This window comes from Methylobacterium sp. BE186, assembly GCF_031457035.1.
Taxonomy (GTDB): Bacteria; Pseudomonadota; Alphaproteobacteria; order Rhizobiales; family Beijerinckiaceae; genus Methylobacterium; species Methylobacterium segetis.
The window spans coordinates 101,807-126,326 of the sequence record NZ_JAVDVV010000001.1 but is presented as its reverse complement, the minus strand read 5'-3'; the positions used below and the strand labels follow the sequence as shown (position 1 = coordinate 126,326).

Annotated in this window: 25 protein-coding genes; 14 read left to right on the top strand and 11 right to left on the bottom strand. The window is 72.3% G+C overall.

Annotated features, from left to right (window positions below; translation table 11 throughout):
* Positions 1-43 precede the first annotated feature (43 nt).
* The 8 genes from lspA to J2X36_RS00520 all read left to right on the top strand — a co-directional run bounded on the left by lspA (position 44) and on the right by J2X36_RS00520 (position 9,010).
* On the top strand, positions 44-550 hold the full coding sequence (gene lspA / locus J2X36_RS00555; protein WP_310345542.1) for a signal peptidase II: 507 nt from the start codon (positions 44-46) through the stop codon (positions 548-550).
* 177 nt (positions 551-727) lie between these two features.
* Positions 728-1,375, top strand: a complete 648-nt coding sequence (locus J2X36_RS00550) for a hypothetical protein (protein WP_132251891.1) — start codon at positions 728-730, stop codon at positions 1,373-1,375.
* Positions 1,376-1,501: 126 nt separating this feature from the next.
* Positions 1,502-2,920 (top strand): pitrilysin family protein, encoded by a 1,419-nt coding sequence (locus J2X36_RS00545; RefSeq protein WP_245516464.1) that lies wholly within the window; start codon positions 1,502-1,504, stop codon positions 2,918-2,920.
* 72 nt (positions 2,921-2,992) lie between these two features.
* Positions 2,993-4,276 (top strand): pitrilysin family protein, encoded by a 1,284-nt coding sequence (locus tag J2X36_RS00540; protein WP_132251893.1) that lies wholly within the window; start codon positions 2,993-2,995, stop codon positions 4,274-4,276.
* Between the two features lie 112 nt (positions 4,277-4,388).
* On the top strand, positions 4,389-5,321 hold the full coding sequence (locus J2X36_RS00535; protein WP_132251895.1) for a ring-cleaving dioxygenase: 933 nt from the start codon (positions 4,389-4,391) through the stop codon (positions 5,319-5,321).
* Between the two features lie 149 nt (positions 5,322-5,470).
* A complete protein-coding gene (locus tag J2X36_RS00530; protein ID WP_132251897.1) occupies positions 5,471-6,244 on the top strand; it encodes a ferredoxin--NADP reductase in 774 nt (257 codons plus the stop codon).
* 9 nt (positions 6,245-6,253) lie between these two features.
* The gene (gene bioD / locus J2X36_RS00525; RefSeq protein ID WP_310344679.1) at positions 6,254-6,931 is read left to right on the top strand and encodes a dethiobiotin synthase; all 678 of its coding nucleotides are present in this window, start codon (positions 6,254-6,256) and stop codon (positions 6,929-6,931) included.
* A 180-nt stretch (positions 6,932-7,111) separates the two neighbouring features.
* Positions 7,112-9,010, top strand: a complete 1,899-nt coding sequence (locus J2X36_RS00520; RefSeq protein ID WP_310345539.1) for a potassium transporter Kup — start codon at positions 7,112-7,114, stop codon at positions 9,008-9,010.
* Here the strand turns inward: J2X36_RS00520 and J2X36_RS00515 are convergent, their stop codons facing one another.
* The 5 genes from J2X36_RS00515 to J2X36_RS00495 all read right to left on the bottom strand — a co-directional run bounded on the left by J2X36_RS00515 (position 9,011) and on the right by J2X36_RS00495 (position 14,925).
* Positions 9,011-10,165, bottom strand: a complete 1,155-nt coding sequence (locus tag J2X36_RS00515; protein WP_310344675.1) for a GGDEF domain-containing protein — start codon at positions 10,163-10,165, stop codon at positions 9,011-9,013.
* Between the two features lie 222 nt (positions 10,166-10,387).
* Positions 10,388-11,698 (bottom strand): HlyC/CorC family transporter, encoded by a 1,311-nt coding sequence (locus tag J2X36_RS00510; RefSeq protein WP_132251904.1) that lies wholly within the window; start codon positions 11,696-11,698, stop codon positions 10,388-10,390.
* Positions 11,699-11,816: 118 nt separating this feature from the next.
* The gene (locus tag J2X36_RS00505) at positions 11,817-13,073 is read right to left on the bottom strand and encodes a glycosyltransferase family 87 protein (protein ID WP_310344672.1); all 1,257 of its coding nucleotides are present in this window, start codon (positions 13,071-13,073) and stop codon (positions 11,817-11,819) included.
* A 98-nt stretch (positions 13,074-13,171) separates the two neighbouring features.
* Complete coding sequence (gene aroB / locus J2X36_RS00500; protein WP_310344669.1) at positions 13,172-14,326, bottom strand: 3-dehydroquinate synthase; 1,155 nt, start codon at positions 14,324-14,326, stop codon at positions 13,172-13,174.
* Positions 14,323-14,925 carry a shikimate kinase gene (locus tag J2X36_RS00495; RefSeq protein WP_310344666.1) on the bottom strand — a complete coding sequence of 201 codons (603 nt, stop codon included), beginning with the start codon at positions 14,923-14,925 and terminating at the stop codon, positions 14,323-14,325. Before J2X36_RS00495 ends, aroB begins: the two co-directional genes overlap by 4 nt.
* A 242-nt stretch (positions 14,926-15,167) precedes the next feature.
* Here J2X36_RS00495 and J2X36_RS00490 point away from each other — a divergent pair, with 242 nt between their 5' ends.
* From J2X36_RS00490 to J2X36_RS00480, 3 genes are all read left to right on the top strand, one after another.
* Positions 15,168-15,320: a histidine kinase gene (locus J2X36_RS00490; protein ID WP_132251912.1), complete on the top strand. Its 153-nt coding sequence runs from the start codon at positions 15,168-15,170 to the stop codon at positions 15,318-15,320.
* Positions 15,321-15,388: 68 nt separating this feature from the next.
* Complete coding sequence (locus J2X36_RS00485; protein ID WP_310345537.1) at positions 15,389-16,309, top strand: site-specific tyrosine recombinase XerD; 921 nt, start codon at positions 15,389-15,391, stop codon at positions 16,307-16,309.
* A 103-nt stretch (positions 16,310-16,412) separates the two neighbouring features.
* Positions 16,413-17,231, top strand: a complete 819-nt coding sequence (locus J2X36_RS00480) for a methyltransferase domain-containing protein (protein WP_310344661.1) — start codon at positions 16,413-16,415, stop codon at positions 17,229-17,231.
* Here J2X36_RS00480 and J2X36_RS00475 read toward each other — a convergent pair.
* Positions 17,180-17,602 carry an organic hydroperoxide resistance protein gene (locus J2X36_RS00475; protein WP_310344658.1) on the bottom strand — a complete coding sequence of 141 codons (423 nt, stop codon included), beginning with the start codon at positions 17,600-17,602 and terminating at the stop codon, positions 17,180-17,182. The genes J2X36_RS00480 and J2X36_RS00475 overlap by 52 nt on opposite strands.
* 291 nt (positions 17,603-17,893) lie before the next feature.
* Here J2X36_RS00475 and J2X36_RS00470 point away from each other — a divergent pair, with 291 nt between their 5' ends.
* Positions 17,894-18,439 (top strand): MarR family transcriptional regulator, encoded by a 546-nt coding sequence (locus J2X36_RS00470; RefSeq protein ID WP_132251918.1) that lies wholly within the window; start codon positions 17,894-17,896, stop codon positions 18,437-18,439.
* 106 nt (positions 18,440-18,545) lie between these two features.
* Here J2X36_RS00470 and J2X36_RS00465 read toward each other — a convergent pair whose 3' ends face one another.
* Complete coding sequence (locus J2X36_RS00465; RefSeq protein WP_132251920.1) at positions 18,546-18,911, bottom strand: cytochrome c family protein; 366 nt, start codon at positions 18,909-18,911, stop codon at positions 18,546-18,548.
* Between the two features lie 281 nt (positions 18,912-19,192).
* On the opposite strand from J2X36_RS00465, the gene J2X36_RS00460 reads away from it, so the two are divergent.
* Entirely contained in the window at positions 19,193-20,626 is a 1,434-nt protein-coding gene (locus J2X36_RS00460; RefSeq protein ID WP_310344648.1) for an FAD-linked oxidase C-terminal domain-containing protein, read from the top strand.
* A 13-nt stretch (positions 20,627-20,639) separates the two neighbouring features.
* On the opposite strand, the gene J2X36_RS00455 is transcribed toward J2X36_RS00460, so the two are convergent.
* Entirely contained in the window at positions 20,640-21,617 is a 978-nt protein-coding gene (locus J2X36_RS00455; protein WP_310344646.1) for a hypothetical protein, read from the bottom strand.
* A gap of 112 nt (positions 21,618-21,729) precedes the next feature.
* Complete coding sequence (locus J2X36_RS00450; RefSeq protein WP_310344643.1) at positions 21,730-22,401, bottom strand: alpha-ketoglutarate-dependent dioxygenase AlkB; 672 nt, start codon at positions 22,399-22,401, stop codon at positions 21,730-21,732.
* Positions 22,402-22,721: 320 nt separating this feature from the next.
* On the opposite strand from J2X36_RS00450, the gene J2X36_RS00445 reads away from it, so the two are divergent.
* Entirely contained in the window at positions 22,722-22,961 is a 240-nt protein-coding gene (locus J2X36_RS00445; protein ID WP_310344640.1) for a hypothetical protein, read from the top strand.
* A gap of 4 nt (positions 22,962-22,965) precedes the next feature.
* On the opposite strand, the gene J2X36_RS00440 is transcribed toward J2X36_RS00445, so the two are convergent.
* Both J2X36_RS00440 and J2X36_RS00435 read right to left on the bottom strand, forming a co-directional pair.
* Complete coding sequence (locus J2X36_RS00440) at positions 22,966-23,688, bottom strand: sigma-70 family RNA polymerase sigma factor (RefSeq protein WP_132251929.1); 723 nt, start codon at positions 23,686-23,688, stop codon at positions 22,966-22,968.
* Between the two features lie 169 nt (positions 23,689-23,857).
* Positions 23,858-24,493, bottom strand: a complete 636-nt coding sequence (locus J2X36_RS00435) for a 2,3-bisphosphoglycerate-dependent phosphoglycerate mutase (RefSeq protein WP_132251931.1) — start codon at positions 24,491-24,493, stop codon at positions 23,858-23,860.
* Between the last annotated feature and the right edge of the window lie 27 nt (positions 24,494-24,520).

The window sequence follows — 24,520 nt, the reverse complement described above, 5'->3', positions numbered from 1 at the left end:
GCGGCGTGCGCCCATGAGGCCCATGACGACGCCCACGACGTCCATGACGCCCTTCCGCCTCGGCCTCGCGGCGCTCGTGGCCACCCTCCTCCTCGATCAGGCCTCGAAGCTGTGGCTCTATCTCGGCACGGATCTCGTGCTGACCCAGCCCTGGCGCTTTGGCCCCTACGCCGAACTCGTCGTGGTGTGGAACCGCGGCGTCTCGTACGGGCTGTTCCAGCAGGAGGGCGGAATCGGGCGCTGGCTCCTCGTGGCCCTGTCGCTCGCCGCGGCCCTCGGCCTCGGCCTCTGGATGCGCCGGGCACCCTCGCGGCTCCTCGCGCTCTCGCTGGGACTGATCGCGGGGGGCGCCCTCGGCAACGCCGTCGACCGGGCGGCCTACGGCGCCGTGTTCGACTTCGTGCATCTGCACGCGGGCACGTGGTCCTGGTACGTGTTCAACGTGGCGGATGCGGCCATCGTTGCGGGCGTGATCGGGCTGATCCTCGACGGGCTCCTGCCGCAGCGGCGATCGGCCGGGCCGACGGAGAAAAATGCTCCGACCGTGTGATCCGTAAACCACAGCGGCGTTCTCTCGCCGCCGGACCCTGGTGCAGTGCAGTCAAGGCGCCATACGATCGCCCGAAACCGGGATCAGGCCGGACGGGTCGGATCAGGCCGCCGCGAGCGCGACCGCCCCGGGCCCCGTTCAGGGACCTCGAGGCCCGGCCGGAACCTGTGGGGCAGCATGACCGGGTATCGCCGTATCCTCCTTGCAACCGTCGCCGGCCTCCTCGCCGCCGGGACCGCCCAGGGCCAGGAGCGGGGCGAGCTCATGCGGGACACGCTGAGCAATCTCGGCCTCCTCGAGAAGGACCAGCCCGCGATCAACTACCGCGAGCGCGCGCCGCTCGTGATGCCGCCGAAGCTCGACGGCAAGGCGCTGCCCGCGCCCCGGCCCCGCACCGCCTCCCCGCAATGGCCCAAGGAGCCCGAGGTGCTGCAGCGCGAGCGCGACGAGGCGGAGCGCCGCGTGCCGAAGGGCAACCAGCCGCGCGGGCGCTACAACGACAACAACGCGACGCTCGGCATCGACGACATCCGCGCGGGCCGGCGCGCCGACGCGAACATGACGACGCAGCCCGAGCGCAAGCCCGGCGACAACAACCGCGACTCGTTCTGGGTGAACCCGCTGGAGCTGATGCGGGGCGTCGGCCAGGAGAAGACCGAGCCGTCCGTGGCCGAGCCGAGCCGGGACACCCTCACCGATCCGCCGACCGGGTACCGCAAGGCGCCGCGCAAGGTCGTCGTCGAGGGCCGCGACCCCGTCAACAATGCGAGCCGGGAACGGGAAGAAGCCGATCCCGGGCTCTATCTACGCTCTCAGGGCCGCTGAGCGGCCGCCCCGTCCCCAGGCAGGGTCGCGGTACGAGATTTGCCCGGCTGCCGGCTGACCGAGATCGGCGCCAGGGCGTGAGCCAGAACCGGACGGCCCGCGGGACGGGCCGCAAAGGACATCAGGATGCACCTCTTCCGGAAGCCCAAGCCCGCCGGACTCCTGCGCCGGCCGAGCCGCGCCGAGGCCCCCCTGCTCGCCCATGCCGGGCGACTCGAGGCCGCGCCGTTCGGGCGCTCGGAGGCCGGCGGCCCTGAGGTCTCGTCGTTCAGCCTCGACAACGGCCTCGACGTCGTGGTCGTGCCCGACCACCGCGCGCCCGTCGTCACCCACATGATCTGGTACCGCAACGGCTCGGCGGACGATCCGCTCGGCCAGTCCGGCATCGCCCACTTCCTCGAGCACCTGATGTTCAAGGGCACCGAGACGCATCCGGTCGGCGCCTTCTCCAAGGCGGTCTCGGGGCTCGGCGGCCAGGAGAACGCCTTCACGAGCTACGACTACACCGCCTATTTCCAGCGCGTCGCCCGCGACCACCTCAAGACCATGATGGAATTCGAGGCGGACCGGATGACCGGCCTCGTCCTCGACGATGCCGTGGTCGCGCCCGAGCGCGACGTGGTGCTGGAGGAGCGGCGCATGCGGGTCGAGACCGACCCCTCCGCCCAGCTCTCCGAGGCGATGGCGGCCTCCCTCTTCGTCCACCACCCCTACGGCATCCCGATCATCGGCTGGATGCACGAGATCGAGGAGCTGAACCGCCACCACGCCCTCGACTATTACAAGCGCTTCTACACGCCGGAGAACGCGATCCTCGTCGTCGCGGGCGACGTCACGCCCGACGAGGTGCGCCGGCTCGCCGACGGCACCTACGGCCGCGTCACGCCCCAGGGCGCCCGGCCGAAGCGCATCCGGGCCCGCGAGCCGGAGCCGAAGGCGCTCCGCCGCCTCAGCGTCGCCGATCCGAAGGTCGAGCAGCCGACCCTGCAGCGGCTCTACCTGACGCCCTCCTGCATCACGGCCCGCGACGGCGAGTGCCATGCGCTCGAACTCCTCGCCGAGGTGCTCGGCGGGGGTGCCACCTCCTACCTCTACCGCAAGCTCGTCCTGGAGACCGGCATCGCCGTGAACGCGGGGGCCTGGTACATGGGCTCGGCGATCGACGACACCCGCTTCTCCGTCTACGCGGTGCCCGCCGAGGGCGTCAGCCTGGAGACGCTGGAGGCGGCGGTGGACAAGGTCCTGCGCCGCGCGCCGGCCGAGGCGCTGGAGCCCGAGGCGATCGAGCGGGCCAAGACCCGGCTCGTGGCCGAGACCGTCTACTCCTCGGACAGCCAATCCTCCCTCGCCCGCATCTACGGCTCGGCGCTCGCCATCGGCGAGACGATCGAGGAGGTGCGCCGCTGGCCCGTCGACATCGAGGGCGTGACGAAGGAGCGCCTCGCGGCGGTGGCCGAGCGCTACCTCGTGCCCGCCCGCTCCGTGACCGGCTACCTCGTCAAGTCCCGCGACCCGGACGCGCCGGTCTCCGTCGCGGCTGCCTGAGGGCGCCGCTGCCGACATCTCGGGGCGCGGCCGGATCAGGCGCCGCCCCCGCACAAGAACAACGAGGTTCCCATGAACTTGGCCGAGACTCCCACCCGCACCGCGGCCTCGCCCACCCAGGCGAAATCCGTCGCCACCGTCGGCGGGGTCGAGGCGTGGCACGTCGAGTCGCCGGTGGTGCCGATGGTGGCGCTGGCCTTCACCTTCGAGGGCGGCGCCGCGCAGGACCCGGACGGCAAGGCCGGCTGTGCCCAGATGCTGGCGCGCCTCCTCGACGAGGGCGCGGGCGACCTCACCTCCGACGCCTTCCAGGAGCGCCTCGCGGCGCGCGCCGTCGAGCTTTCGTTCCATGCCGGACCCGACGCGGTCGGCGGCTCGCTGAAGACCCTCGTCAAGCACACCGACGAGGCGATCGACCTACTCGCCCTGGCCCTGACCAAGCCCCGGCTCGACCCGGACGCGATCGAGCGCGTGCGCGCGCAGACCATCGCCGGCCTGCGCTACCAGCAGAACGATCCGGGCGTGCTGGCCTCGCGGCGCTTCTTCAAGGAGGCCTTCGCCGGGCACCCCTACGGCCGGCCCTCCTCGGGCACGATCGAGAGCATCTCGGCCATCACCCGCGACGACCTCCTCGCCCTGCACGCGCAGGTGATCGGGCGGGGCGCCGTGAAGGTCGCGGCCGTCGGCGCCATCGACGCGGCGGCTTTGGCCGACGCGCTCAACCGCTCCTTCGGCGCCCTGCCGGAGGCGGGCCCGCTGCGCGCCGTGCCGCGCACCACCGTGCAGGATCTCGGCCGGCGCGTGGTCGTCGATCTCGACGTGCCGCAATCGGTGATCCGCTTCGGCATGGCGGGCGTCCCCTGGCGCGACCCGGACTTCATCCCGGCCTACGTGCTGAACCACATCCTGGGCGGCGGCGCCTTCACCTCCCGCCTGTTCCAGGAGGTGCGCGAGAAGCGCGGCCTCGCCTACTCGGTCGGCACCTCCCTCGTCAGCCACCGCTCGGCGGCGATGACCTGGGGCTACACCGCCACCAAGAACGAGCGCGTCGGCGAGGCGCTCGCCGTGATCGGCGACGAGATCGGCCGCTTGATCACCGAAGGCCCCTCCGACGAGGAGCTGCAGAAGGCGAAGGACTATCTCACCGGCTCCTACGCGCTCGGCTTCGACACCTCGACCAAGATCGCGCACCAGATCGTGCAGATCGCCTTCGAGGGGCTCGGCATGGACTACATCGCGCGCCGCAACGACATGGTGGCGTCGGTGACGCAGGCCGACATCCGGCGCGCCGCGGGCCGCACCTTCGCGGACGGGCGCATGCTCGTCGTCGCCGCCGGCCGGCCGACGGATTTCTGAGACCGGCCGCGGCGCGCCGGCCCAGGGCTGGCAAGAGAGCTGGCAACAGGGCTGGCAACCGGGCGCGCCGTCGCCATCTCAGGGGTCCCGGACGCCAGCGGACAGGCTCCCGATGCACCTCACCGGACTTCACCACCTCACCGCGATCACGGCCCGGGCGGCGGACAACCTCGCCTTCTACACCCGGATCCTCGGCCTGCGCCTCGTCAAGAAGACGGTGAACCAGGACGACCTCTCGGCCTATCACCTGTTCTACGCCGACGGGGTCGCCGCACCCGGCACCGACATCACCTTCTTCGACTGGCCGGCGCCGCCCGAGCGGCGGGGCGCCAACAGCATCGTGCGCACCGGCCTGCGGGTCTCCGGCCCCGAGGCGATCGCGTGGTGGCGCGAGCACCTCGCCCGCGAGGGCATCGACCACGCCCTCCCGGTCGAGCGGGACGGCCGCCTGACCCTCGACTTCGAGGACGGCGAGGGCCAGCGCCTCAGCCTCGTCGACGACGGCGGTGCCGGCCCGGCCCATCCCTGGAGCGGCAGCCCCGTGCCCGCCCCCCACCAGATCCGCGGGCTCGGCCCCGTGCGCCTCGCGGTCGCCGAGGCCGGGCGGACCGAGGCGGTGCTCACCGAGGTGCTCGGGATGCGCCACGACCGGACCTTCGAGCTGCCCGAGGGGGAGGTGCGGGTCTACGCGATGGGGGAGGGGGGCGCCGGCGCCGAACTCCAGGTGATGCAGGACGCCTCGGCCCCGGCGCGCCAGGGCGCGGGCGCCGTGCACCACGTCGCCTTCAGCATCCCGGACGCGGATTACGCGGCCTGGGCGGACCGGCTGAAGACGCGGCGGATGCCCTCCAGCGGGCCGGTCGACCGCTACTACTTCCGCAGCCTCTACTTCCGCGAGCCGAACGGCATCCTGTTCGAGATCGCCACCGAGGGACCCGGCTTCACCGCCGACGAACCCCTGGAAGCCTTGGGCGAGCGCCTCGCCCTGCCGCCCTTCCTGGAGCCGCGCCGGGCCGAGATCGAGGCGGGGCTGAAGCCGCTGTGAGACGGCGCCTCCTGGGGCCGTCAAGAATTCAGAGCCGTTCTAGACAGTAGAATCATCCCCCGCATGCGCTGCTGCCATGCCTTGACGGGCGTGCTGCACATGCGAGAAGACGCGCCAAAAGTCCGCGAGATTCGGAGTCACCTGTCCCGATGAGCAAATACAACGAGGAGCGGGTGCTCTCGGTGCACCACTGGACGGACACGCTGTTCTCCTTCCGCACCACCCGCGACCCCTCGTTCCGCTTCCGCAACGGCGAATTCACCATGATCGGCATCGAGGTCGAGGGCAGGCCGCTGCTGCGCGCCTACTCGGTGGTCTCGGCCAATTACGAGGAGGAGCTGGAGTTCTTCTCCATCAAGGTGCCGAACGGCCCGCTGACCTCGAAGCTCCAGCACCTCAAGGTCGGCGACCCGATCATGGTCGGCAAGAAGCCGACCGGGACGCTCGTGCTCGACAACCTGCTGCCGGGCCGCCACCTCTACCTGCTCGGCACCGGCACGGGGCTCGCGCCGTTCCTGTCGATCATCAAGGACCCGGAGACCTACGACCGCTTCGAGAAGGTGGTTCTGGTGCATGGCTGCCGGCAGGTGCAGGAGCTCGCCTACGGCGAGACGATCACGCAGGACCTGCCCCGCCACGAGTTCCTGGGCGAGATGATCAGCCAGCAGCTGGTCTATTACCCGACGGTGACGCGCGAGCCGTTCCGCAACCGGGGCCGGATCACGGACCTGATGACCTCGGGCAAGCTGTTCGCGGATGTGGGCCTGCCGGTGATGAGCAAGGAGGCGGACCGGTTCATGCTGTGCGGCAGCCCGGAGATGATCCGCGACACGCGCCAGCTCCTGGCCGATGGCGGCTACGAGGAGGGCAACCACGGCGAGGCCGGCCACTTCGTCATCGAGAAGGCCTTCGTCGAGAAGTAGACGGCCTCGATGCGGGCCCTGTTCGTCGCCGGCGCCGGGACCGAGATCGGCAAGACCTACCTCACCGCGGCGCTGACGCAGGCCCTGCGGGCGATGGGCCGCCCGGTCCGCACCCTGAAACCCCTGGCCAGCGGCGTCCCGCCCCTCGACCATCCGGATTTCGCCGAGAGCGACACCGCCCGGCTGCTCGCCGCGCAGGGCCTGCCGGTGGGCCCCGAGACGGTCGCCGCCTGCTCGCCCTGGCGCTTCGCGGCGCCCCTCGCGCCCGATCTCGCCGCCGCCCGCGAGGGCCGCAGCCTCGCGCTCCCCGATCTGGTGCGATGGTGCGAGGCGCAGATCGCGGCCGCGGAGCCCGGCACCACCGTCGTGATCGAGGGCGTCGGCGGGCTGATGAGCCCGATCACCGGGGCCGAGACCGGCCTCGACTGGCTCAAGGCCCTGCGCCTGCCCGCCCTCCTCGTCTCCGGCAGCTATCTCGGCGCGATCAGCCACGCGCTGACGGCGGTCGAGACCCTGCGGGCGCATGACTGCCCCCTGGTCGCCGTCGCGGTGAGCGAGAGCGCGGGCGCGCCGACGCCCCCCGAGACCGTCGCCGAGGCGATCGGAAGCCGGATCGGCGCGCCCGTCTTCTGCCTGCGCCGCGGGGCGGAATGCCCCGAGGCGCTCGCGCTCCTCGCCGCCGCTTGATCCGAGCGGCCGGGGCGGGCCGACACGAGCGCGTGATTCCCGGCTCGCGCCCCGCACCGGCCCTGGACGAGCGCCCGCCGCCTTCTACCTTCGCGGAACACGGCCGGGCCCGGATCGGCGCGGCCGGAGGTCGGAGTCGCCCCCGTGAGCCAGCTCGCAACCCATGAGACCGCCATCGGGATGGGAGCGGAGGGGCAGCGCGGCGGGGCCGTCCGGCCGGCCATCCTGCTCGGCGCCCTCGGCATCGTCTACGGCGACATCGGCACGAGCCCCCTCTACGCCTTCAAGGAGGCGGTGCGGGCGGCGAGCCACGGCACGGGCACGGCCGAGCCCGCGGCCGTGATCGGCGCCGTCTCCTTGATCCTGTGGGCTCTGATCCTGATCGTCTCGATCAAGTACGCGGTCCTGATCCTGCGGGCCGACAACCGGGGCGAGGGCGGCATCGTCGCCATGCTGGCGCTGCTCGGCGCCCGCCACGCCAAGCCCGGATCCTGGCAGGCGCTCCTCCTCGTCGTCGGCCTCGTCGGCGCGGCCCTGCTCTACGGGGACGGGGCCATCACGCCGGCCATCTCGGTCCTCTCGGCGGTCGAGGGCCTCAAGGTCGACGCCCCCGCCCTCCACCGGTTCGTGGTTCCGATCACGCTGGCGATCCTGGTCGGGCTGTTCCTCGTCCAGAGCAAGGGCGTCGCCTTCATCGGGCGCATCTTCGGCCCCGTGATGCTGGTCTGGTTCGCCGTGCTGGCGCTTCTGGGCATCGGCGGCATCCTGCACCGGCCGGAGATCCTGCGGGCGCTCAATCCCTTCGAGGCGGTCGACTTCCTGACGCATGCCGGCTGGCATGTCAGCTTCGCCATGCTCGGCGCGGCCTTCCTGGCGGTGACGGGCGGCGAGGCGATGTATGCCGATCTCGGCCATTTCGGCGCGCGCGCCATCCGCCTCGCGTGGTTCGCCCTCGTTCTGCCGGCCCTCGTGATCAACTATTTCGGCCAGGGCGCAGTCCTCCTCGCCGAGCCCGCCGCGATCGAGAACCCGTTCTACGCGCTCGCGCCGGACTGGGCGCATTATCCCCTGATCGCGCTGGCGACGCTCGCCACCGTGATCGCCTCGCAGGCCATCATCTCGGGCGTGTTCTCCCTGACCCAGCAGGCGATCCAGCTCGGCTTCCTGCCGACCATGCGCATCGTCCAGACCGCCTCCGACGAGCGCGGCCAGATCTACGTGCCCGCCGTGAACGGGCTCCTCGCCATCGCGACGCTCACCGCCGTCGTCGTGTTCGGCTCCTCCGACGCGCTGGCGGGCGCCTACGGCATCGCGGTCTCGATGCTGATGGCGATCACGACGCTGCTCGCCGCCTTGATCGCGCTCAAATGGGGCTACAACCCCGTCGCGGTCGCGGCCCTCAACGGCTTCTTCCTCGTCATCGATCTCGTCTTCCTCGGCGCCAACAGCGTGAAGCTGTTCGAGGGGGGCTGGTTTCCCCTCGTGCTGGCCGGCCTCGTCGCGATGATGATGCTGACCTGGCGGAAGGGCACGGCGATCATCGAGGAGACCCGCGCGTCCCTGCGCATGCCGGAGGCGGAGTTCCTGGAGCGCCTGCGGCGGGACCCGCCGGTGCGGCTTCCCTGCGCGGCGGCCTACCTCTCGGCGGCCACCCACGGCATCCCGCTGCCCCTCTCGCGCTTCCTGGAGCGCAGCCACGCGCTGGCCGAGCGCCTGCTCATCATCACCGCCCTCTACGAGGAGACGCCGACCGTGCCCGAGAGCGAGCGGGCGGAGGTCTCGCAGATCGCCCCCGACTTCTACCGGATCATCCTGCGCTACGGGTTCATGCAGGACGCCTCGATTCCGGAAGGGCTCGCCTGCGCCGTCGGGCACGGCCTGCTGCCGCCGGGCTTCGTCGAGGACGTCACCGTCTTCATCGGCCACGAGACGGTGATCCCGAAGAACGACCGGCGCGGCATGTCGCACTGGCGGGAGAAGCTCTTCGCCTTCATGCAGCGCAACGGGGAGCGCACGGGCGCCTTCTTCTGTGTGCCGACCCGGCAGGTGATCGAGGTCGGCACCGAGATCGAGATCTGATCAGGCCGCCCGGAGGGCTGCCGAGACCTCGATCCGGTTCCGGCCGTTGCGCTTGGCGCGGTAGAGGGCGGCGTCGGCGTGGCGCAGGAGGGCGTCGAGCTCGCGCCCGATCGCCGCGCTCTCCGCCGCCCCGATGCTCACGCTGACCGCGAGCCCCGGTAGGCTCGGCACGGAGAGCCGGGCCACCGCCGCCCGGATCTGCGAGGCGTGGCGGAGCGCGCTCTCGACGTCGCGGTCCGGCAGCACGCAGGCGAATTCCTCACCGCCCATCCGGCCGAACAGGGCGCCCGGCGGCAGCAGGGCCTGCACGAGGCAGCAGAAGCCCACCAGGACCCCGTCGCCGACCATGTGGCCGTGGGCGTCGTTGATGCTCTTGAAGTGGTCGAGGTCGAACAGGAGCAGGGTGACCGGCCGGTCGGAACCGGCGAGCAGCGCCTGCGCGCCCGCCACCAGGGCCCGGCGGCTCGCGATGCCGGTCAGCGGGTCGGTCTCGGCCGCCTGCCGCTGCACCCGCTCGACCCGCTCCTTGGTCAGCGCCATGAAGGTGAAGGCGATCGCGACCGTGAACAGCATGCCGACGAAGCAGAGGATCGCGAGCCAGGCCGACTGCATCACGTCCTGGTTCGTCGGCAGGGGGGTGAGCAGGGCCAGCGGGATCCGCAGGACATAGACGAGGGCGTAGGCTCCGAGCAGGACCATCGCCGGATAGCGCGAGACCAGGGCCTCGGCCCGCCCGCGCCAGATCTCGTAGGCCCCGGCGGCGCAGAACCCGCCGGCGATGGCCGAGGCCAGGATCACCCGGGCCGCGAGGGAGGCGTAGAAGTCGGGCACGAAGCAGAGGGCGCCCCAGAGGGCGCCGCCGGCCAGGGCGAGATCGAGGCGGAGAGGCCTGCCCTCGAAGGCGCGCACGCCGCTCCAGATCAGGCCGTAGGCCCCGATCATCAGCGTGTTGGCGAGGCCGATCGAGGCCGCGTCGGGAATGACGCCGCGAAGCGCGAGGAGGCCCGAGGCCGCCGCGCCCGTCACGTGCGCGACGCCCCAGATCGCGAGCGGGCGGGCCGTCCGGTCCTGGCTCCAGGACAGCAGGAACAGCGTGCCGACCACGAAGGTGACGATCACCGTCACGAGCAGCAGGGTCGGGGTGTCGAGGCGCATCGATCCGTTCCGGTAACGGCCCGGCTCGCCCGGGCATCGCTGCCGGTAGAGTCGATAGACGGCCCATGCTGTCGGGATCGTAAAGGCAGGGCCGCAAATGCAACCTATTCGGTGCATCGTGCGGTCTCAACACTTCAGGGTCGAATACTGGAGCGGCACAGGTCGAGGCGCGCGGATAGAGCCGGACCTGTAGCCTCCGGGCATCGACGCGCGGTGGCGAATTCAGGTTTCCGGCCTGTCCGCCCGCCGCGCGGACGGGGCGGGCGCGAGCGGCGTGATGCGCAGGGTGGTGATGCGGTTCTTGGCCTTGCGCAGGACCTGGAAGCGGAAGCCGTGGAAGTTGAAGGCGGTGCCCTGGTCGGGGATCGCCCGGGCCTCGTGGATCACGAGGCCGGCGATGGTCGTGGCCTCCTCGTCGGGCAGGTTCCAGTCCATCGCCCGGTTGAGGTCGCGGATCGGGACCGAGCCGTCCGCGTTCACGGAGCCGTCGCCCTGCGGGCGCACGCCGGAGACCGTCACGTCGTGCTCGTCGGCGATGTCGCCGACGATCTCCTCCAGGATGTCCTCCAGGGTCACGAGGCCCATCACCTCGCCGTACTCGTCGACGACGAGGGCGAAGTGGGTCTTCTTGGTGAGAAAGGCCTTGAGCTGGTCGCGCAACGAGGTGGTGCCGGGCACGAACCACGTCTCGAGGGCCAGCGCCTCGACCTTGAGGCCGGACGCGTCGCCGCCGGCCGCGTCGAGGGCGCGCAGCAGGTCCTTGGCGTGGAGCACGCCGACGATGTTCTCCGAGGTCCCGCGCCAGAGCGGCATCCGGGTGTAGGGCGAGGACAGCACCTCGCGCACGATCTCCTCGGACGGCAGGTCCGCGTTGATCGTGCGCATCTTGGTGCGGTGGACCATCACCTCCGAGACCGTGAGGTCGGAGAGGTCGAGGAGGCCGCCCAGCATGTCGCGCTCGGCCTTGGCGACGCCCCCCTCCCGGTGCAGCAGCGCCACCTGCCCCCGGATCTCCTCGGTGGCGGAGAGGATCGACTGGTGCTCCCCGATGGTGATGCCGAAGGGGCGCAGCATCAGCCGCACGAGGTTCTCGATGGCGATCGCGAGGGGGCCGAGGAGCGCCACCGTGAAAGCGACGGGCCGCGCCGTCAGCAGCGCCGCCTGGTCCGGCTTCGAGATGGCAAGCGTCTTCGGCAGCACCTCCGCGAAGACGATGACGAGCACCGACATGCCGGCGGTGGCGTAGAGCACGCCGCTCTTGCCGAAGATCGCGGTGAGCACGCTCGTGGTGAAGGCCGAGGCCCCGATCGCCACGATGTTGTAGCCGATCAGCATGGAGCCGATGAAGCGCTCCCGGATCGCCAGGATCCGGTTGACGATGGCGGCGCGCGGGTCGCCCGAGGTCTCGAGCGAGAGCATCCGGGCTCGCGAGGCCGCGGTGAAGGCGGTCTCGGCGCCCGCGAAGAAGGCCGAGAGCAGGAGCGAGATCGCCACGATGCTCGCGGCGAGCCAGAGGTCGGTGTGGGATTCCATCGGACCCGTAACGTCGCCGCGCGGCCGGTGTGCCGAGGAAGCCGCGTGCGAGCGCCCCTCTTAGAGCATTTTCACGCCGAAGTGGTTCCCGGTCCGCCGCGGCCCGGTCCGACGCCCCCTAGCGGGCCCCGGCGCCCGACGGGACCGGGCCGGGCACGCGCCGCGGCAGCGCCCGGGCCGCGACGAGGGCGAGGGTGGCGAGGGCGAGGGCGAGGCCGAGGGAGAGGCCGGTCGCGCCGGCGACCGGGCGGAGCGCGGCCGCGGCGAGCGGGGAGGCGATCAGGAGCGCCCGCTCGGCCCCGGTGAGGCCGCCGCGGCGATGCGCCTCGATCGCGAGGAGCGCGCTCGCGGGCACCAGCGGCGCGAGGTCGTAGAGGGGGACGTAGGGCGAGACGAGGGGGGCCGCGGCGAGCAGCGCCGCCGCCCGCAGGGTCAGGGGCGCCCCGCCCGCCCAGACCCGCCACGCCGTGCCGACCGCCAGGAGGGCCACGGCGACCTGCCCGGCCCAGGCCGAGGCGAGCGAGCCGCCGAGGAGGCGCACCGCACCGAAGGCGCTGGCGTTGATGTCGAGCCCGGACCACGCCTCCCGCAGGGCGATGCGGTTCGTCTCGGCGAGGGTGGCGAGGAAGGCCTGCCAGGGCGCGAGGCCGAAGGCGAGGCAGGAGAGGGCGCACAGCCCCGCGACGCCGGCGGCGCAGGCGGCGAGCGCCCGCCAGCGGCCGGTGACGAGCAGGAGGGCGGGGGCGAGGGCGGCGAGCTGCGGCTTGTAGGCGACGCAGGCGAGGAGGAGGCCCGCCAGCACGGGCCGCCGGTCGACGAGGAGCGCGCCGAGCGTCAGGAGGCCGGCGGTGAGGAGCCCGTTCTGCCCGTAGGCGAGGTTGCACAGGACGAGGGGGTGGGCGCAGGCGATCAGCACGCCGTCGCGGCTGCCCGTCGCCTGCCGGAGGGCGAGGGCGAACAGGCCGAGGGTGACGAGCATCCAGAGCAGGAAGGCGGCGCCGTAGGGCAGGAGGCCGAGGAAGGCGGCCGGCAGCAGGAAGACGGGCGGGTAGTGCCACGCGAAGCGGTCCGCGTCGGGGCCGAAGGCGGCGGCCTGCGCGGCGAGATGGGCGTTGAGGTCGTAGGCACCCGCCGCCCGCCCCTCCAGCGCCCCGCGCCCGGCGAGCCAGACCTGCGAGAAGTCGTAGCCGAGGAGGTCCCCGAGCCAGTTCCGCCCCGGCAGCGGCCCGGTGCCGAGGAGCCCGAAGGCGATGAGGAGGGTCAGCGGCACGAGGGCGAGGGCGGCGCGCCGGGCGAAGGCGCGGAGCCGGGCATCGCTCGTCAGGAGCGCCGAGAGCTCGCCCCGCGGCGCTCCCCCGACCGTCGATACGCTCATCTGGCTGAACCCGTCGCGGCGCCCGTGATGCGGGATGTTAGGCGCCGGAGGGTTAAGGAGTCGCGCTGAGCGGGGAGGGGCCGGAGGCGGCCCCTCCCTCAATCCGCCCGCAATTCGTCGTCGAGGAAGGCACGCACCTCCGCCCGGTCGATGCCCGGCGCGATGAAGCTCTGCCCGATCCCGCGGGCGAGGATGAAGGTCAGGGCCCCGTCGCGGACCTTCTTGTCCTGGGCCATGGCGTCGAGGATCGCCTCCGCGCCGCCGCAGCCGCCCGGCACCTGCTGCAGGCGGGTCGGCAGGCCGGCGAGCGCCAAGTGGTTGGCGACACGCCCCGCCTCCTGGCCGGGGCAGAGGCCGAGCCGGGCCGAGAAGCGGAAGGCGAGCGCGAGGCCGATCGCGACGCCCTCCCCGTGGACGAGGCGCCCGGAATCGTAGCCCGTCAGGCGCTCCAGGGCGTGTCCGAACGTGTGGCCGAGGTTGAGCAAGGCCCGCTCCCCGTCCTCGCGCTCGTCGCGGACCACCACGCCGGCCTTGGCGCGGCAGCAGATCGCCACCGCCTCGTCGCGCTGGGCCTCGCCCGCGAAGATGCCGCGCCAGTTCGCCTCGCACCACGCGAAGAAGCCCGCATCGCCGATGAGGCCGTATTTCGCCACCTCCGCGTAGCCCGCCCGCATCTCGCGCTCGGTGAGCGTATCGAGGGCGGCGGTGTCGGCGAGCACGAGGCGAGGCTGGTGGAAGGCGCCGATCAGGTTCTTGCCGAGGGGCGAATTGATGCCGGTCTTGCCGCCGACCGAGGAATCGACCTGCGCGAGCAGGGTCGTCGGGGCCTGCACGAAGCGCACGCCCCGCCGGAGCGTCGCGGCGGCGAACCCGGCGAGATCGCCCACCACGCCGCCGCCGAGGGCCACGACGAGGTCGTTGCGCTCGACCCTGTGGGCGAGGAGCCCGTCCGAGACGGCCGCGTAGGTCGCGTAGGATTTCGAGGCCTCGCCCGGCGCCACCGCGATCACGCCGGAGCGCAGGCCCGCCGCCTCGAGGCTCGCGCGCACCCGGTCGCCGTAGAGGCCGGCCACCGTCTCGTCGGTCACGATGACGGCCGCCCGCGCGCCGAGCGCCGCCACGCGGGCGCCCGCGCCCGCGAGCAGCCCCCGCCCGATCAGGATGTCGTAGTCGCGCCCCCCGTCGAGGGGGACGTGAACGGTGAGGGGCTGCCGGATGGCCTCGGCCCCGGTCTCGGTCACAGTCTCGGTCACTGGGCGGCGACGCCTCGGTTGGTGGGGCCGGTGAGGTGGGTGTCGAGGGCTTCGAGCACGTCCTGCACCACCCGGTCGTGGGACACGTCGCGGGAGAGCACCATCACGTCGGCTCCGCCGTAGACGGGGTGGCGCGCCTCCATGAGCTGGCGCATGGTCTCCTCCGGATCCTCCGTCTGCAGGAGGGGCCGGTTGCCGCGCTTGCGCACCCGTCGCATCAGCACGTCGAGATCGGCCTTGAGCCAGACCGAGATGCCGCCCTCGGCGATCCGCGCGCGGGTCGAATCGCGCATGAAGGCGCCCCCGCCCGTGGCGAGCACCATCGGGCCCTCGCGGATCAGCCGCGAGATCACCCGCTCCTCGCCCTCGCGGAAGCTCGGCTCCCCGTAGATCGCGAAGATGTCGGGGATGGTGAGCCCGGCGGCCGCCTCGATCTCGTTGTCGGCGTCCTTGAAGATCATGCCGAGGCGGCTGGCGAGGCGCCGGCCGACCGTGCTCTTGCCCGCGCCCATCAGACCGACGAGCACGATCGACCGCGGCCCGAGGGCGTGGCGCAGACGCACTTCGATCGGTTCGCCTGCCGGTTCAGGCTCTGTCATGGCTCGGATCTACGCATGGACCAGTCTGCACGGGATCCGGGGGTCTTACCGCGTTTTGCCGCGGGCGTGAAACAGCCGACATGCCCGCATCCGAGCCGGGCGCGCAATGCGCGCGCGAGAGCCCGGCCGCACGCAGCGAGACCCCGGCTGTGGCTTCGCGGGCCTTGCCAGCGGCCTGCCCGCGTGATGGAACCCCTTGACGCCGCAGTGCAACACCCGCTCCCGCCCGAGGTTCGCCCGACGTGCCGACCCTGTTCCGTTTCATCGCCACCCTGGCGATCCTGGCCGGCCTCGTCTTCGCCGGCATGTTCGCCCTGGCGACCTTCGTCGAGCCGACCCCGCGGGAGATGAGCGTGCCGATCCCCGCCGCGAAGCTCCAGCCGGGCAACCGGTGACGCGGGGGCGCGCGGCCGACGGACCGGCGAAAGGTCAGCCCGAGCGGCGGCCCGGGCCGGCCCCCGAGATCGCCGCCTATCTCGACATGCTGGCCGCCGAGCGGGGCGCGGCACGCAACACCCTCGACGCCTACCGGCGCGACCTCGACGATTATCTCGACTTCCTCTCCGAGGAGGGGGTCGAGCCGGCGGAGGCCGAGGCGGGGACCCTGCGGGCCTACATGGCGGGGCTGGAGACGCGGGGGCTGAAGAGCTCGTCGGCCGCCCGGCGCCTCTCCTGCATCCGCGGCTTCCACAAGTTCCTCTACGCGGAGGGCATGGCCGAGGGGGACCCGAGCGCGCCCGTCTCCGGCCCGCGCCGCGGGCGCGCCCTGCCGAAGGTGCTCTCGGTCGCCGAGGTCGACCGCCTGCTCGCCGCGGCGCGCGCGCAGGCGAGCATCCCCGACGCCTCCCCCGGGGAGCGCGCGCGGGCGCGGCGGATGCTGTGCCTGATCGAGCTTCTCTACGCCACGGGCCTGCGCGTCTCGGAGCTGATCGCGCTGCCGCGCACGGCCGCCTCGGCGCGCGAGCGCTTCCTCGTGGTCAAGGGCAAGGGCGGCCGCGAGCGCTTGGTGCCGCTCACCGAGATGGCGCGGGCCGCCATGCGCGAGCACCTCCCCGCGAGCCCCGCCGACCAGACCTGGCTGTTCCCCTCCGACAGCGAGAGCGGGCACCTCACGCGGCAAGCCTTCGCCCGCGACCTGAAGGCCGTGGCGGGCGCGGCCGGCCTGCGCGCCGACCACGTCAGCCCCCACGTCCTGCGCCACGCCTTCGCGAGCCATCTCCTGCAGAACGGGGCGGACCTGCGCATCGTGCAGGAACTGCTCGGCCATGCCGACATCTCGACGACCCAGATCTACACGCACGTCCTCGACGAGCGCCTGAAGGGCATGGTGCGCGACCTGCACCCGCTCATGGACGAGGCGAACGAGAGGCCGGCGGAGGCGTGACGCGGCGCGGTCCGGACCTCTCCCGGACCGCGCCGGGTTGAGCGCGACTCCACCCCGCGCTAAGCGGTCGGCTCCCGCGCTCGAACCGTCCCGAAACCCGCCGATGTCGTCATGGAAGCAGGCCGTCGCGCGCGCCTTCGACGGCGCCGAAGGCTACGACCGGGCCGCCGAGGTTCAGGCGCGGGTCGCCGGGCACCTCGCGGAACGGATCGCCGGCCTGCCGCTGGCGCCCCGCCCCCGCGTGCTGGAGATCGGCTGCGGCACCGGCCTGCTGACGCAGGCCCTGCGGGACCGGCTCGCACCCCGCGCGCTTCTCGCCACCGACATCGCCCCCGGCATGGTTGCGCGGGCGAAGGCGCGGGCGCCGGAGGGCGCGGATCTGCGCTATCTCGTGATGGACGGCGAGCGTCCGAGCCTCGCCCCCGGTCCCCGCTTCGACCTGATCGCCTCCAGCCTCGCCGCGCAATGGTTCGAGGATCTGCCCGCCGCGGTCTCGACGCTCAGCGGGCTCCTCGCCCCGGGCGGCTGGCTCGCCCTCGCGACGCTCGCCGACGGCACGTTCGGGGAATGGGGGCGGGCCCACGCGGCCCTGGGCTACGCGCCCGCCACGCCCGCCTACCCGACCCTGCAGGCCCTGCGGGCGCTGGCGCCCCCCGGCTGCACGCTGAGCGTCGAGGAGGAGCCGTTCCTGGAGGCGCACCCGAACGGGCGCGCCTTCCTCGCCGCGCTCCGGGCGATCGGGGCCGGCACGCCGCGGGGCGGGCGGCCCCTGCCCGCGGGCGCCCTGCGCCGCGTGCTGCGCCGCTTCGATGCGGAGGGCGCCCGGGTCACCTACCGGGTCGCCCTCTGCCTCGTGCGGCACCGGCCCGATCAGGCCGCCGAGACGTCGACGCGGATGTTGCCGCGGGTGGCGTGCGAGTAGGGGCAGACCACGTCGGCCCGCTTCACGAGATCCCGCGCCTTGTCCGGGTCGATGCCGGGCAGGGTGGCCTTCAGCGTCACGGTCAGGCCGAAGCCGGTGCCGTCGTCGCGCTTGCCGATGCCCACGGTCGACTCGACCTTGGCGTCGTCGGAGATCGTCACCTTGTCCTGCGCGGCCACGAACTTGATGGCGCCGAGGAAGCAGGCGGCGTAGCCCGCGGCGAAGAGCTGCTCCGGGTTGGTGCCGGCACCGCCGCCACCGCCGAGTTCCTTCGGGGTCGCGAGTCCCACCGACAGGCGGTCGTCGTCGGTGGCGGCGGAGCCTTCGCGGCCGCCGGTGGCGTACGCATGAGCGGTATACAGGGCTTGCATGGGTCTCTCCTTCGACGGGGATCGATACCGCAACGGGAGGGGTGCGGAAACGCGACATCGATTGATCTTTGATATGGCGCCCCTTCGCAGAGGGCCGGATTTTGCGATGCGTCCGGCATCGCATGCCGAACATCGATTGCGCGCGATCTGATGCCGGGTCTCGCATATTATTCGATTGCGCGCAACCTAGTTGGGGCCGGTGCCTTGATTGTGCACATGATGCAATGTGGCTAGGATGTTGGGGATCGTGAGTTTTTTCCGCGCGACGGCGCGGCGAGGGGAGTGACGCCAATGCCGGGCCGAGAAGTCCCGCGCGGGGCAGGGCCGCGAGGCGCGCCGTCGACGCAACGGAGCGCCGAGGCGTCGAGCGACGCCCAGCGCTTGAACAACCAGCTCTGCTTCGCCGTCTACGCTGCGGCGCACGCCTTCGGCCGCGCCTACCGCGCGCTCCTGAGCGAGCACGACCTCACCTATCCGCAATATCTCGTCCTGCTCGTCCTCTGGGAGGAGGAGGGGCTGACGGTGAAGGAGATCGGCACGCGCCTGTTCCTCGATTCCGGCACGCTGACGCCGCTGCTGAAGCGGCTCGAGGCCTCGGGGCATGTCCGCCGCGCCCGCGACCGCGCCGACGAGCGTCAGGTCAGCATCTTCCTCACGCCGAAGGGGCGGAGCCTGCAGGAGCGGCTCGCCTGCATCCCCGACCAGGCGGGCGGCATGACCGGGCTCGATCTCGAGGCGCGCCAAGCCCTCCTCGACCATCTGGTCACCCTGCGCACGGGCCTGCACGAGGAGACCGGCGCCGAGAAGCTGGCGGCGGCGAGCGCCAACGCCGCCTGACCGCGGGCTTCGCCGGCGCCATCCCGGCAGCTCGGAACGGGTCGAGAAAAAGGCCGCCCTCGCGTCGCGAAGGCGGCCTCGTTCGTGCGGACGTGCCGCGCGGGTCTTACGACTGGGTCTTGAGGTAGGCGATCAGGTCGCTGAGCTTCTTGTCGTCCTTCAGGCCCGGGTAGACCATCTTGTTGCCCGGCACCTTGGCCTTCGGGTCCTTCAGCCACTCCTTGAGGTTCGCCTCGTCCCAGGTCAGGCCCGAGCCCTTCAGGGCGGCGGAGTAATTGTAGCCCTCGTGCGTGCCCGCCTTGCGGCCGACGACGCCCTTCAGGTCGGGCCCGACGCCGTTCTTGCCGAAGGCGTGGCAGGCCTTGCAGGGCGCGAAGGCCTTCTCGCCGGCCGCCGCGTCGCCGGCGTCCTGCGCCTGGGCGGAGAGGGGCAGCATCAGCGCGAGGGCGGCGCCGAGGATGAGGTGACGCATCTTTTTTCCTCCGTGGTGACGGTCGTTGAAGACCGCCGAGGCTTATAGCCGAGCTTGACGTTTAGAACAGATCGAGACTGCGACGCTAGGCCGGCATCTAGGGCATCCGCGACGAAAGGAAGCCCTTCTGCCGCAAAACGGTTCCGGATGCGCGCCGTCCGGGTTTCGTCTAGAACGGTGCGGAGGCCCGAACGGGACCTCGCGCAGGATCTTGGGCGCACGAACCTGAGCGCGCGCTGAAGGCCGGGCGACCCGCCGGCCGGTCACTCTGGGAGAACGCCATGTCGATCGCCTTCCCCGCCCCCGATCCGGAGATCGTCGCGCGCCGCGAGGCGATCATCGAGGGGCTGCGCCCCCTCGTGGCGGCGGAGGCGCTGATCACCAGCGAGGACGAGCGCCGCGCCTTCGAGACGGACGGGCTGACGGCCTACCGCAAGATGCCGCTCGCCGTGATCCTGCCCTCGACCACCGAGGAGGTCTCCGCGGTGATGGCCTATTGCCACGCCAACGGCGTGCGCGTGGTGCCCCGCGGCGCCGGCACCTCGCTCGCCGGCGGCGCCATCGCGCAGGAGGATGCGGTCATCCTCGGCGTCGGCAAGATGACCCGCGTCCTCGACCTCGATTTCGCCAACCGCACCGCGCGGGTGCAGTCGGGCATCACCAACCTCGCGATCTCGGGGGCGGTCAGTCACGAGGGCTTCTTCTACGCCCCCGACCCGTCGAGCCAGCTCGCCTGCACCATCGCGGGCAACATCGCCATGAATTCGGGCGGCGCGCATTGCCTGAAATACGGCGTGACCACCAACAACCTGCTGGGCGTCACCCTGGTGATGAACGACGGCACGGTGGTCGAGATCGGCGGCCAGCACCTCGACAGCGGCGGCTACGACCTGCTCGGGCTGATCTGCGGCTCGGAGGGGCAGCTCGGCATCGTCACCGAGGCGACGGTGCGCATCCTGCGGGCCGCGGAGGGCGCGCGGCCCGTCCTCGTCGGCTTCTCCTCGGTGGAGGATGCGGGCAATTGCGTCGCGGCGATCATCGCGGCCGGGATCATCCCCGTGGCGATCGAGTACATGGACCGCGAGGCGATCCTGATCACCGAGGATTTCGCGCAGGCCGGCTACCCGCGCGACGCCGAGGCGATGCTGATCATCGAGGTCGAGGGCTCGGACGCCGAGATCGACGACATGCTCGGCCGCATCGCGGCGATCGCGCAGGGCTTCCGGCCGACGAGCCTCAAGGTGTCCCGCTCGGAGGCGGAGAGCGCCGCGATCTGGAAGGGGCGCAAATCCGCCTTCGGCGCCACGGGCCGCATCTCGGACTACGTCTGCATGGACGGCACCATCCCGACCGGGCGCCTCGGCGAGGTGCTGGAGCGCATCGGCGCGATCTGCGCCGGCCACGGCCTGCGCGTCGCCAACGTGTTCCACGCCGGCGACGGCAACCTGCACCCGCTGATCCTGTTCGACATCAACAAGCCGGGCGAGCTGCAGAAGGCGGAAGCCGCGGGCGACGAGATCCTGAAGCTCTGCGTCGAGGTCGGCGGCTGCCTCACCGGCGAGCACGGGGTCGGCATCGAGAAGCGGGAGCTGATGCGCTTCCAGTACAACCAGGCCGATCTGGAGCAGCAGATGCGGGTCAAGAACGTGTTCGACCCGGCCTGGCTGATGAACCCCGCCAAGGTCTTCCCCCTGGAGGGGCGCATCGCCGCCTGAGGCGGGCCGTGCCCTACTTGACCTGCACGCTGTCGACGACCTCGCGGAACTTCGCCAGCGTGCCCTCGCGCTGGTCCTCGCGCACGACGCCGACCGCGCGCAGGTAGCCGTCCGGCGCGAAGCGGATCGTCTGCGAGACGACGACGGGCACGTTGGTCGGCAGGTCGGTGGCCCGGGCCACGATCTCGTGCCAGTCGACGCCGTTCTGCCGGTAGCTCTGCGAGCGCTCGATCACGAAATCCTTCATGGTCTGGTTGGCGTAGAGGGCGGCGCGGGCGAAGCCGTCGCGCTGCTCGGGAGCCGGCGGCGGCTGCACGGCCTGGGCCAGAACCAGGATCGGCTGCTCCAGGCTGACCATCTGGTCCTTCGGGCCCTGCGTCAGCAGCACCGAATTGCCGCCGAGCACCCGCACGGGCCGGAAGCCGGCCGGGTTCGCGATGCGGAAGGGCAGGGACTCGACCTGCTGGTCGAGGCTGAGCGCGGGCCGGATCGTCACCCCCGTCACCATGCCGCGCATGGTCTCCTCGGTCTCGGCGCCGGGCAACGCCTGGGCGATGATGATGCCGGTGACGGTCGGATCGCCGACGAGGAGAAGCCATTTCTGAACCGCGGGACCCGCCGCGCCGCCCTCCGGCGGCTGCTCGCCCGTGAAGAGCACCGCGTCGGCCCCGCCCGCGACCTTCAGCGCCTCGCGCTTCTGCACCACGAAGCCCTGGCTCTTCAGGTTCTCGTCGGTGAAGTTCTTCTCGAGATCCCCGAAAGCCGCCGCCGGCAACTCGACCACCGAGACCGTGGCGCCCCCCTCCTTGCGCTCGAAGCCGGAGAAGCGGCGCGAGGGCGCCATGTCGGAGGGCGGCTCGAAGCCGAAGCGGGAGCCCGAGGGGAAGATCGGCTCGGCCAGCGCCGGCCCGCACAGGAGGGCGGCGAGGCCGAGGGCGAGGACACCTGCGATCGGGCGCGCAGGGAGAGAGGTGGCGTGACGCAGCCGCATCGAACAGGATTCTCCGCTTCTCGCCCCGGTTCGTCCGAGGATTCGGGGACCGGCGCCGCTGCCCGGGCGCGTCTCCTCCGGATGCGATGCGTCGGCGCCCGTGGCGCCGGTGTCAAGCCGCGGGAGTCCCTCCCAGCCGCGTCACGCGGCGCAGGGTCAGGTTGCAGCGCCAGCCCGGCGGCAGGAAGTCCGGGCGCGGCGCCGCCGGCTCCGCGAGGAGGTCCGCCGCCTCGGCGAGGATGCGGTCGATCCCGTGGAAGGCGAGGCGGGAGGGTCCGCCGATCACCAGGGCGTCGCCCGGTTCGAGCCGGACGGACCGTGTCGGGTCGCCCCGCCTCGTGCCGCCGTAGCGGAACAGGGCCGGGGCCCCGAGGGAGAGGGACAGGACGGGGGCGTCGAGATCCTCCTCGTCCCGGTCCTGGTGCAGGCCCATCCGCGCGCCGGGGGCGTAGAGGTTGACGAGGCAGGCCTCGGGCGGCGGCGCGTCGGCGGCGAGCCGCTCCCAGGCCGCCCGTGCGACGGCCGGGATCTCAGGCCAGGGCGCGCCCGTCTCCGGGTGCCGGGGCTGGTAGCGGTAGCCGTCCGCGTCCGAGACCCAGCCGAGCGGGCCGCGATTGCTCATCCGCACCGAGAAGGGGCGTCCCGTGCGCGGCATGCGGGGCGTGTAGAACGGGGCGCATGCAAGCCCGCCCGCGAGTTCGCGCCCGAGCTCGGCCTGCGCCGCCGCGTCGAGATGCCCCGGATGGTGGATCAGCCCCGGCGCGAGCGCGACCCCGCCCGTCACCGGCGGCCCCTCGACGGGCGCGACGGGCGATCGTCCGGGCGATCGGGCCCGGCATCCCTGCCCCGCGCGCGGCTCGGCGCAGACGAGAATGGTCGCATTCGTCTCTCCTGTCGGCCCACCCCCCTGCGGGCCGGGCCGGGCCGGCGCCGGGCGCGGGAAAGCGGGGCCGGACAGCCCGGCCCGACGATGGCCCGCGACAGGGGCCTGCCCTCGCGAGGACCTCGCGCGGGAGGGGACCGAACGGTTTCCGCCCTCCGCGCGTTCCCATCGTCCGTCGGCAGGGGTAGGCAGGGGAGCGCAGGATGATGAGCTGGCGGCCCATGGACAGGGCCCCTCGGGATGGCCGGTGGATCATCGCGATCGACCGGCACGATCCGGACCGGCGCGCGGTGATCCGCTGGGATCCGCGCCGCTTCGGCGATGCTCGGCCCTGGCGGGTCGCCTCCTGCGAGCACAGCTACCCGCAGGACGCCTTCACCGACTGGCAGCCCTTTCCCGACTGCCCGGCCGGCGCAGAGGCCCAGGGACAGGCGCACGCGCGCGAGCCGGAGCCGGGCTGAGAGCTCAGGCCGGCACGGCGCCGTCGACGCGCGCCCCGAGCGCGCCCGAGAGGGTGGCCCGGGCCCGGCTGACCCGGCTCTTCACGGTTCCGACTTGGCAGCCGAGCCGGGCGGCCGCCTCCTCGTAGGTGCAGCCCTCGGCGCCCACGAGGATCAGGGCCTGGCGCTGCGGCAGGGGCAGGGCCGCGATCCTCTCCCAGACGGCCCGGAGCGTCGAGGCGTCCTCCTGGTCGGCCGGGGCGGTGAGCTGGCCGGCATGGGTGCCGTCCGCGTCCTCGACCTCGCGCTTGGCCCGCCGCAACTCGGTGTAGAACTGGTTGCGCAGGATGGTGAACAGCCACGCCGTGAAGTTGGTGCCGGGCCGGAAGCGATCCTGGTTCGCCCAGGCCTTGATCATCGTCTCCTGAACGAGGTCGTCGACCCGGCTGACATTGCCGCAGAGGGAGAGCGCGAAGGTGCGCAGGGCCGGCAACGACCGGATCAGGTCGTCGCGGAAGCCGCTCGCGACCGCAGCCCCGCGCGCGGCCAGCGCCGCCTCGAAGCGCGTCACGAGGCCCGCGAGGCGGGGGGTGAGCGGCTCCTGCTCCGTGAGCTGGAAATAATCGCGCAGCGGCAGGGAGAGGTGATCGCGCAGAGCGGCCGAGAGACCGTCCCGGTCGAGACGGGGGATGTCGTCCGCGCCCTCCTGCCTGCTGGTCCCTCTGGTCCCTCGCAAGCCGCTCGTCATACCCGCCGGACACCCTCGGAGGCCGAAGCTCGGCCGCACATTCCACTCAGCCGTTTAAAGTCATTCCAAATTCTTTGGCAATGAAAACTTGGGAGGGATCGGCAACGATCTGCGCGCCGTCGCCCCCGAGCCACCCCGCGAACCCTGCGCGCGGCGCGCCCCGCCCGCCTCAATCCTGATCGATGTCGCGCTCCAGCACGGTCTTCATCAGGACCGTGGTGTCGGCCTTGAGGCGGTAGACGAGGGGGATGCCGGTGGCGATCTCGAGCCCCGCGATGGTGGCGGGCGTCATCCGGTCGAGGACCATGACGAGGGCGCGCAGCGAATTGCCGTGGGCGGCCACCAGCACCCGGTCGCCCGCCATCACGCGGGGCAGGATCGTCTCGATGTAGTAGGGCAGGACGCGCGCGGCGGTGTCCTTGAGGCTCTCGCCGCCGGGGGGCGGCACGTCGTAGGAGCGGCGCCACTTGTGCACCTGCTCGTCGCCCCAGCGGTCGCGGGCATCGTCCTTGTTGAGGCCGGACAGGTCGCCGTAATCCCGCTCGTTGAGGGCCTGGGAGCGGACCACCTCGATGTCGGAGAGATCCATCTCGCCGAGCATCAGGGAGCAGGTGCGCTGCGCCCGCTTCAGGTTCGAGGTGAAGGCGACGTCGAAGCCGTAGCCCTGGTCGCGCAGCCAGCGCCCGGCCTTGCGGGCCTCCTCGATGCCGAGCTCGGTCAGGTCCGGGTCGCGCCAGCCGGTGAACAGCTTCTTCAGGTTCCACTCGCTCTGACCGTGGCGAGCGAGGACGAGCAGGCGGTCCATCGGGACGGTTCCTTGTGCGGTTCGGTC

Excerpts from the sequence above, each read along its gene's own strand:
- lspA (WP_310345542.1), top strand. The coding sequence starts at position 44 with ATGACGCCCTTCCGCCTCGGCCTCGCGGCGCTCGTGGCCACCCTCCTC.
- J2X36_RS00550 (WP_132251891.1), top strand. The coding sequence starts at position 728 with ATGACCGGGTATCGCCGTATCCTCCTTGCAACCGTCGCCGGCCTCCTC.
- J2X36_RS00545 (WP_245516464.1), top strand. The coding sequence starts at position 1,502 with ATGCACCTCTTCCGGAAGCCCAAGCCCGCCGGACTCCTGCGCCGGCCG.
- J2X36_RS00540 (WP_132251893.1), top strand. The coding sequence starts at position 2,993 with ATGAACTTGGCCGAGACTCCCACCCGCACCGCGGCCTCGCCCACCCAG.
- J2X36_RS00535 (WP_132251895.1), top strand. The coding sequence starts at position 4,389 with ATGCACCTCACCGGACTTCACCACCTCACCGCGATCACGGCCCGGGCG.
- J2X36_RS00530 (WP_132251897.1), top strand. The coding sequence starts at position 5,471 with ATGAGCAAATACAACGAGGAGCGGGTGCTCTCGGTGCACCACTGGACG.
- bioD (WP_310344679.1), top strand. The coding sequence starts at position 6,254 with ATGCGGGCCCTGTTCGTCGCCGGCGCCGGGACCGAGATCGGCAAGACC.
- J2X36_RS00520 (WP_310345539.1), top strand. The coding sequence starts at position 7,112 with ATGGGAGCGGAGGGGCAGCGCGGCGGGGCCGTCCGGCCGGCCATCCTG.
- J2X36_RS00515 (WP_310344675.1), bottom strand. The coding sequence starts at position 10,165 with ATGCGCCTCGACACCCCGACCCTGCTGCTCGTGACGGTGATCGTCACC.
- J2X36_RS00510 (WP_132251904.1), bottom strand. The coding sequence starts at position 11,698 with ATGGAATCCCACACCGACCTCTGGCTCGCCGCGAGCATCGTGGCGATC.
- J2X36_RS00505 (WP_310344672.1), bottom strand. The coding sequence starts at position 13,073 with ATGAGCGTATCGACGGTCGGGGGAGCGCCGCGGGGCGAGCTCTCGGCG.
- J2X36_RS00495 (WP_310344666.1), bottom strand. The coding sequence starts at position 14,925 with ATGACAGAGCCTGAACCGGCAGGCGAACCGATCGAAGTGCGTCTGCGC.
- J2X36_RS00480 (WP_310344661.1), top strand. The coding sequence starts at position 16,413 with ATGTCGTCATGGAAGCAGGCCGTCGCGCGCGCCTTCGACGGCGCCGAA.
- J2X36_RS00475 (WP_310344658.1), bottom strand. The coding sequence starts at position 17,602 with ATGCAAGCCCTGTATACCGCTCATGCGTACGCCACCGGCGGCCGCGAA.
- J2X36_RS00470 (WP_132251918.1), top strand. The coding sequence starts at position 17,894 with ATGCCGGGCCGAGAAGTCCCGCGCGGGGCAGGGCCGCGAGGCGCGCCG.
- J2X36_RS00465 (WP_132251920.1), bottom strand. The coding sequence starts at position 18,911 with ATGCGTCACCTCATCCTCGGCGCCGCCCTCGCGCTGATGCTGCCCCTC.
- J2X36_RS00460 (WP_310344648.1), top strand. The coding sequence starts at position 19,193 with ATGTCGATCGCCTTCCCCGCCCCCGATCCGGAGATCGTCGCGCGCCGC.
- J2X36_RS00455 (WP_310344646.1), bottom strand. The coding sequence starts at position 21,617 with ATGCGGCTGCGTCACGCCACCTCTCTCCCTGCGCGCCCGATCGCAGGT.
- J2X36_RS00445 (WP_310344640.1), top strand. The coding sequence starts at position 22,722 with ATGGACAGGGCCCCTCGGGATGGCCGGTGGATCATCGCGATCGACCGG.
- J2X36_RS00440 (WP_132251929.1), bottom strand. The coding sequence starts at position 23,688 with ATGACGAGCGGCTTGCGAGGGACCAGAGGGACCAGCAGGCAGGAGGGC.
- J2X36_RS00435 (WP_132251931.1), bottom strand. The coding sequence starts at position 24,493 with ATGGACCGCCTGCTCGTCCTCGCTCGCCACGGTCAGAGCGAGTGGAAC.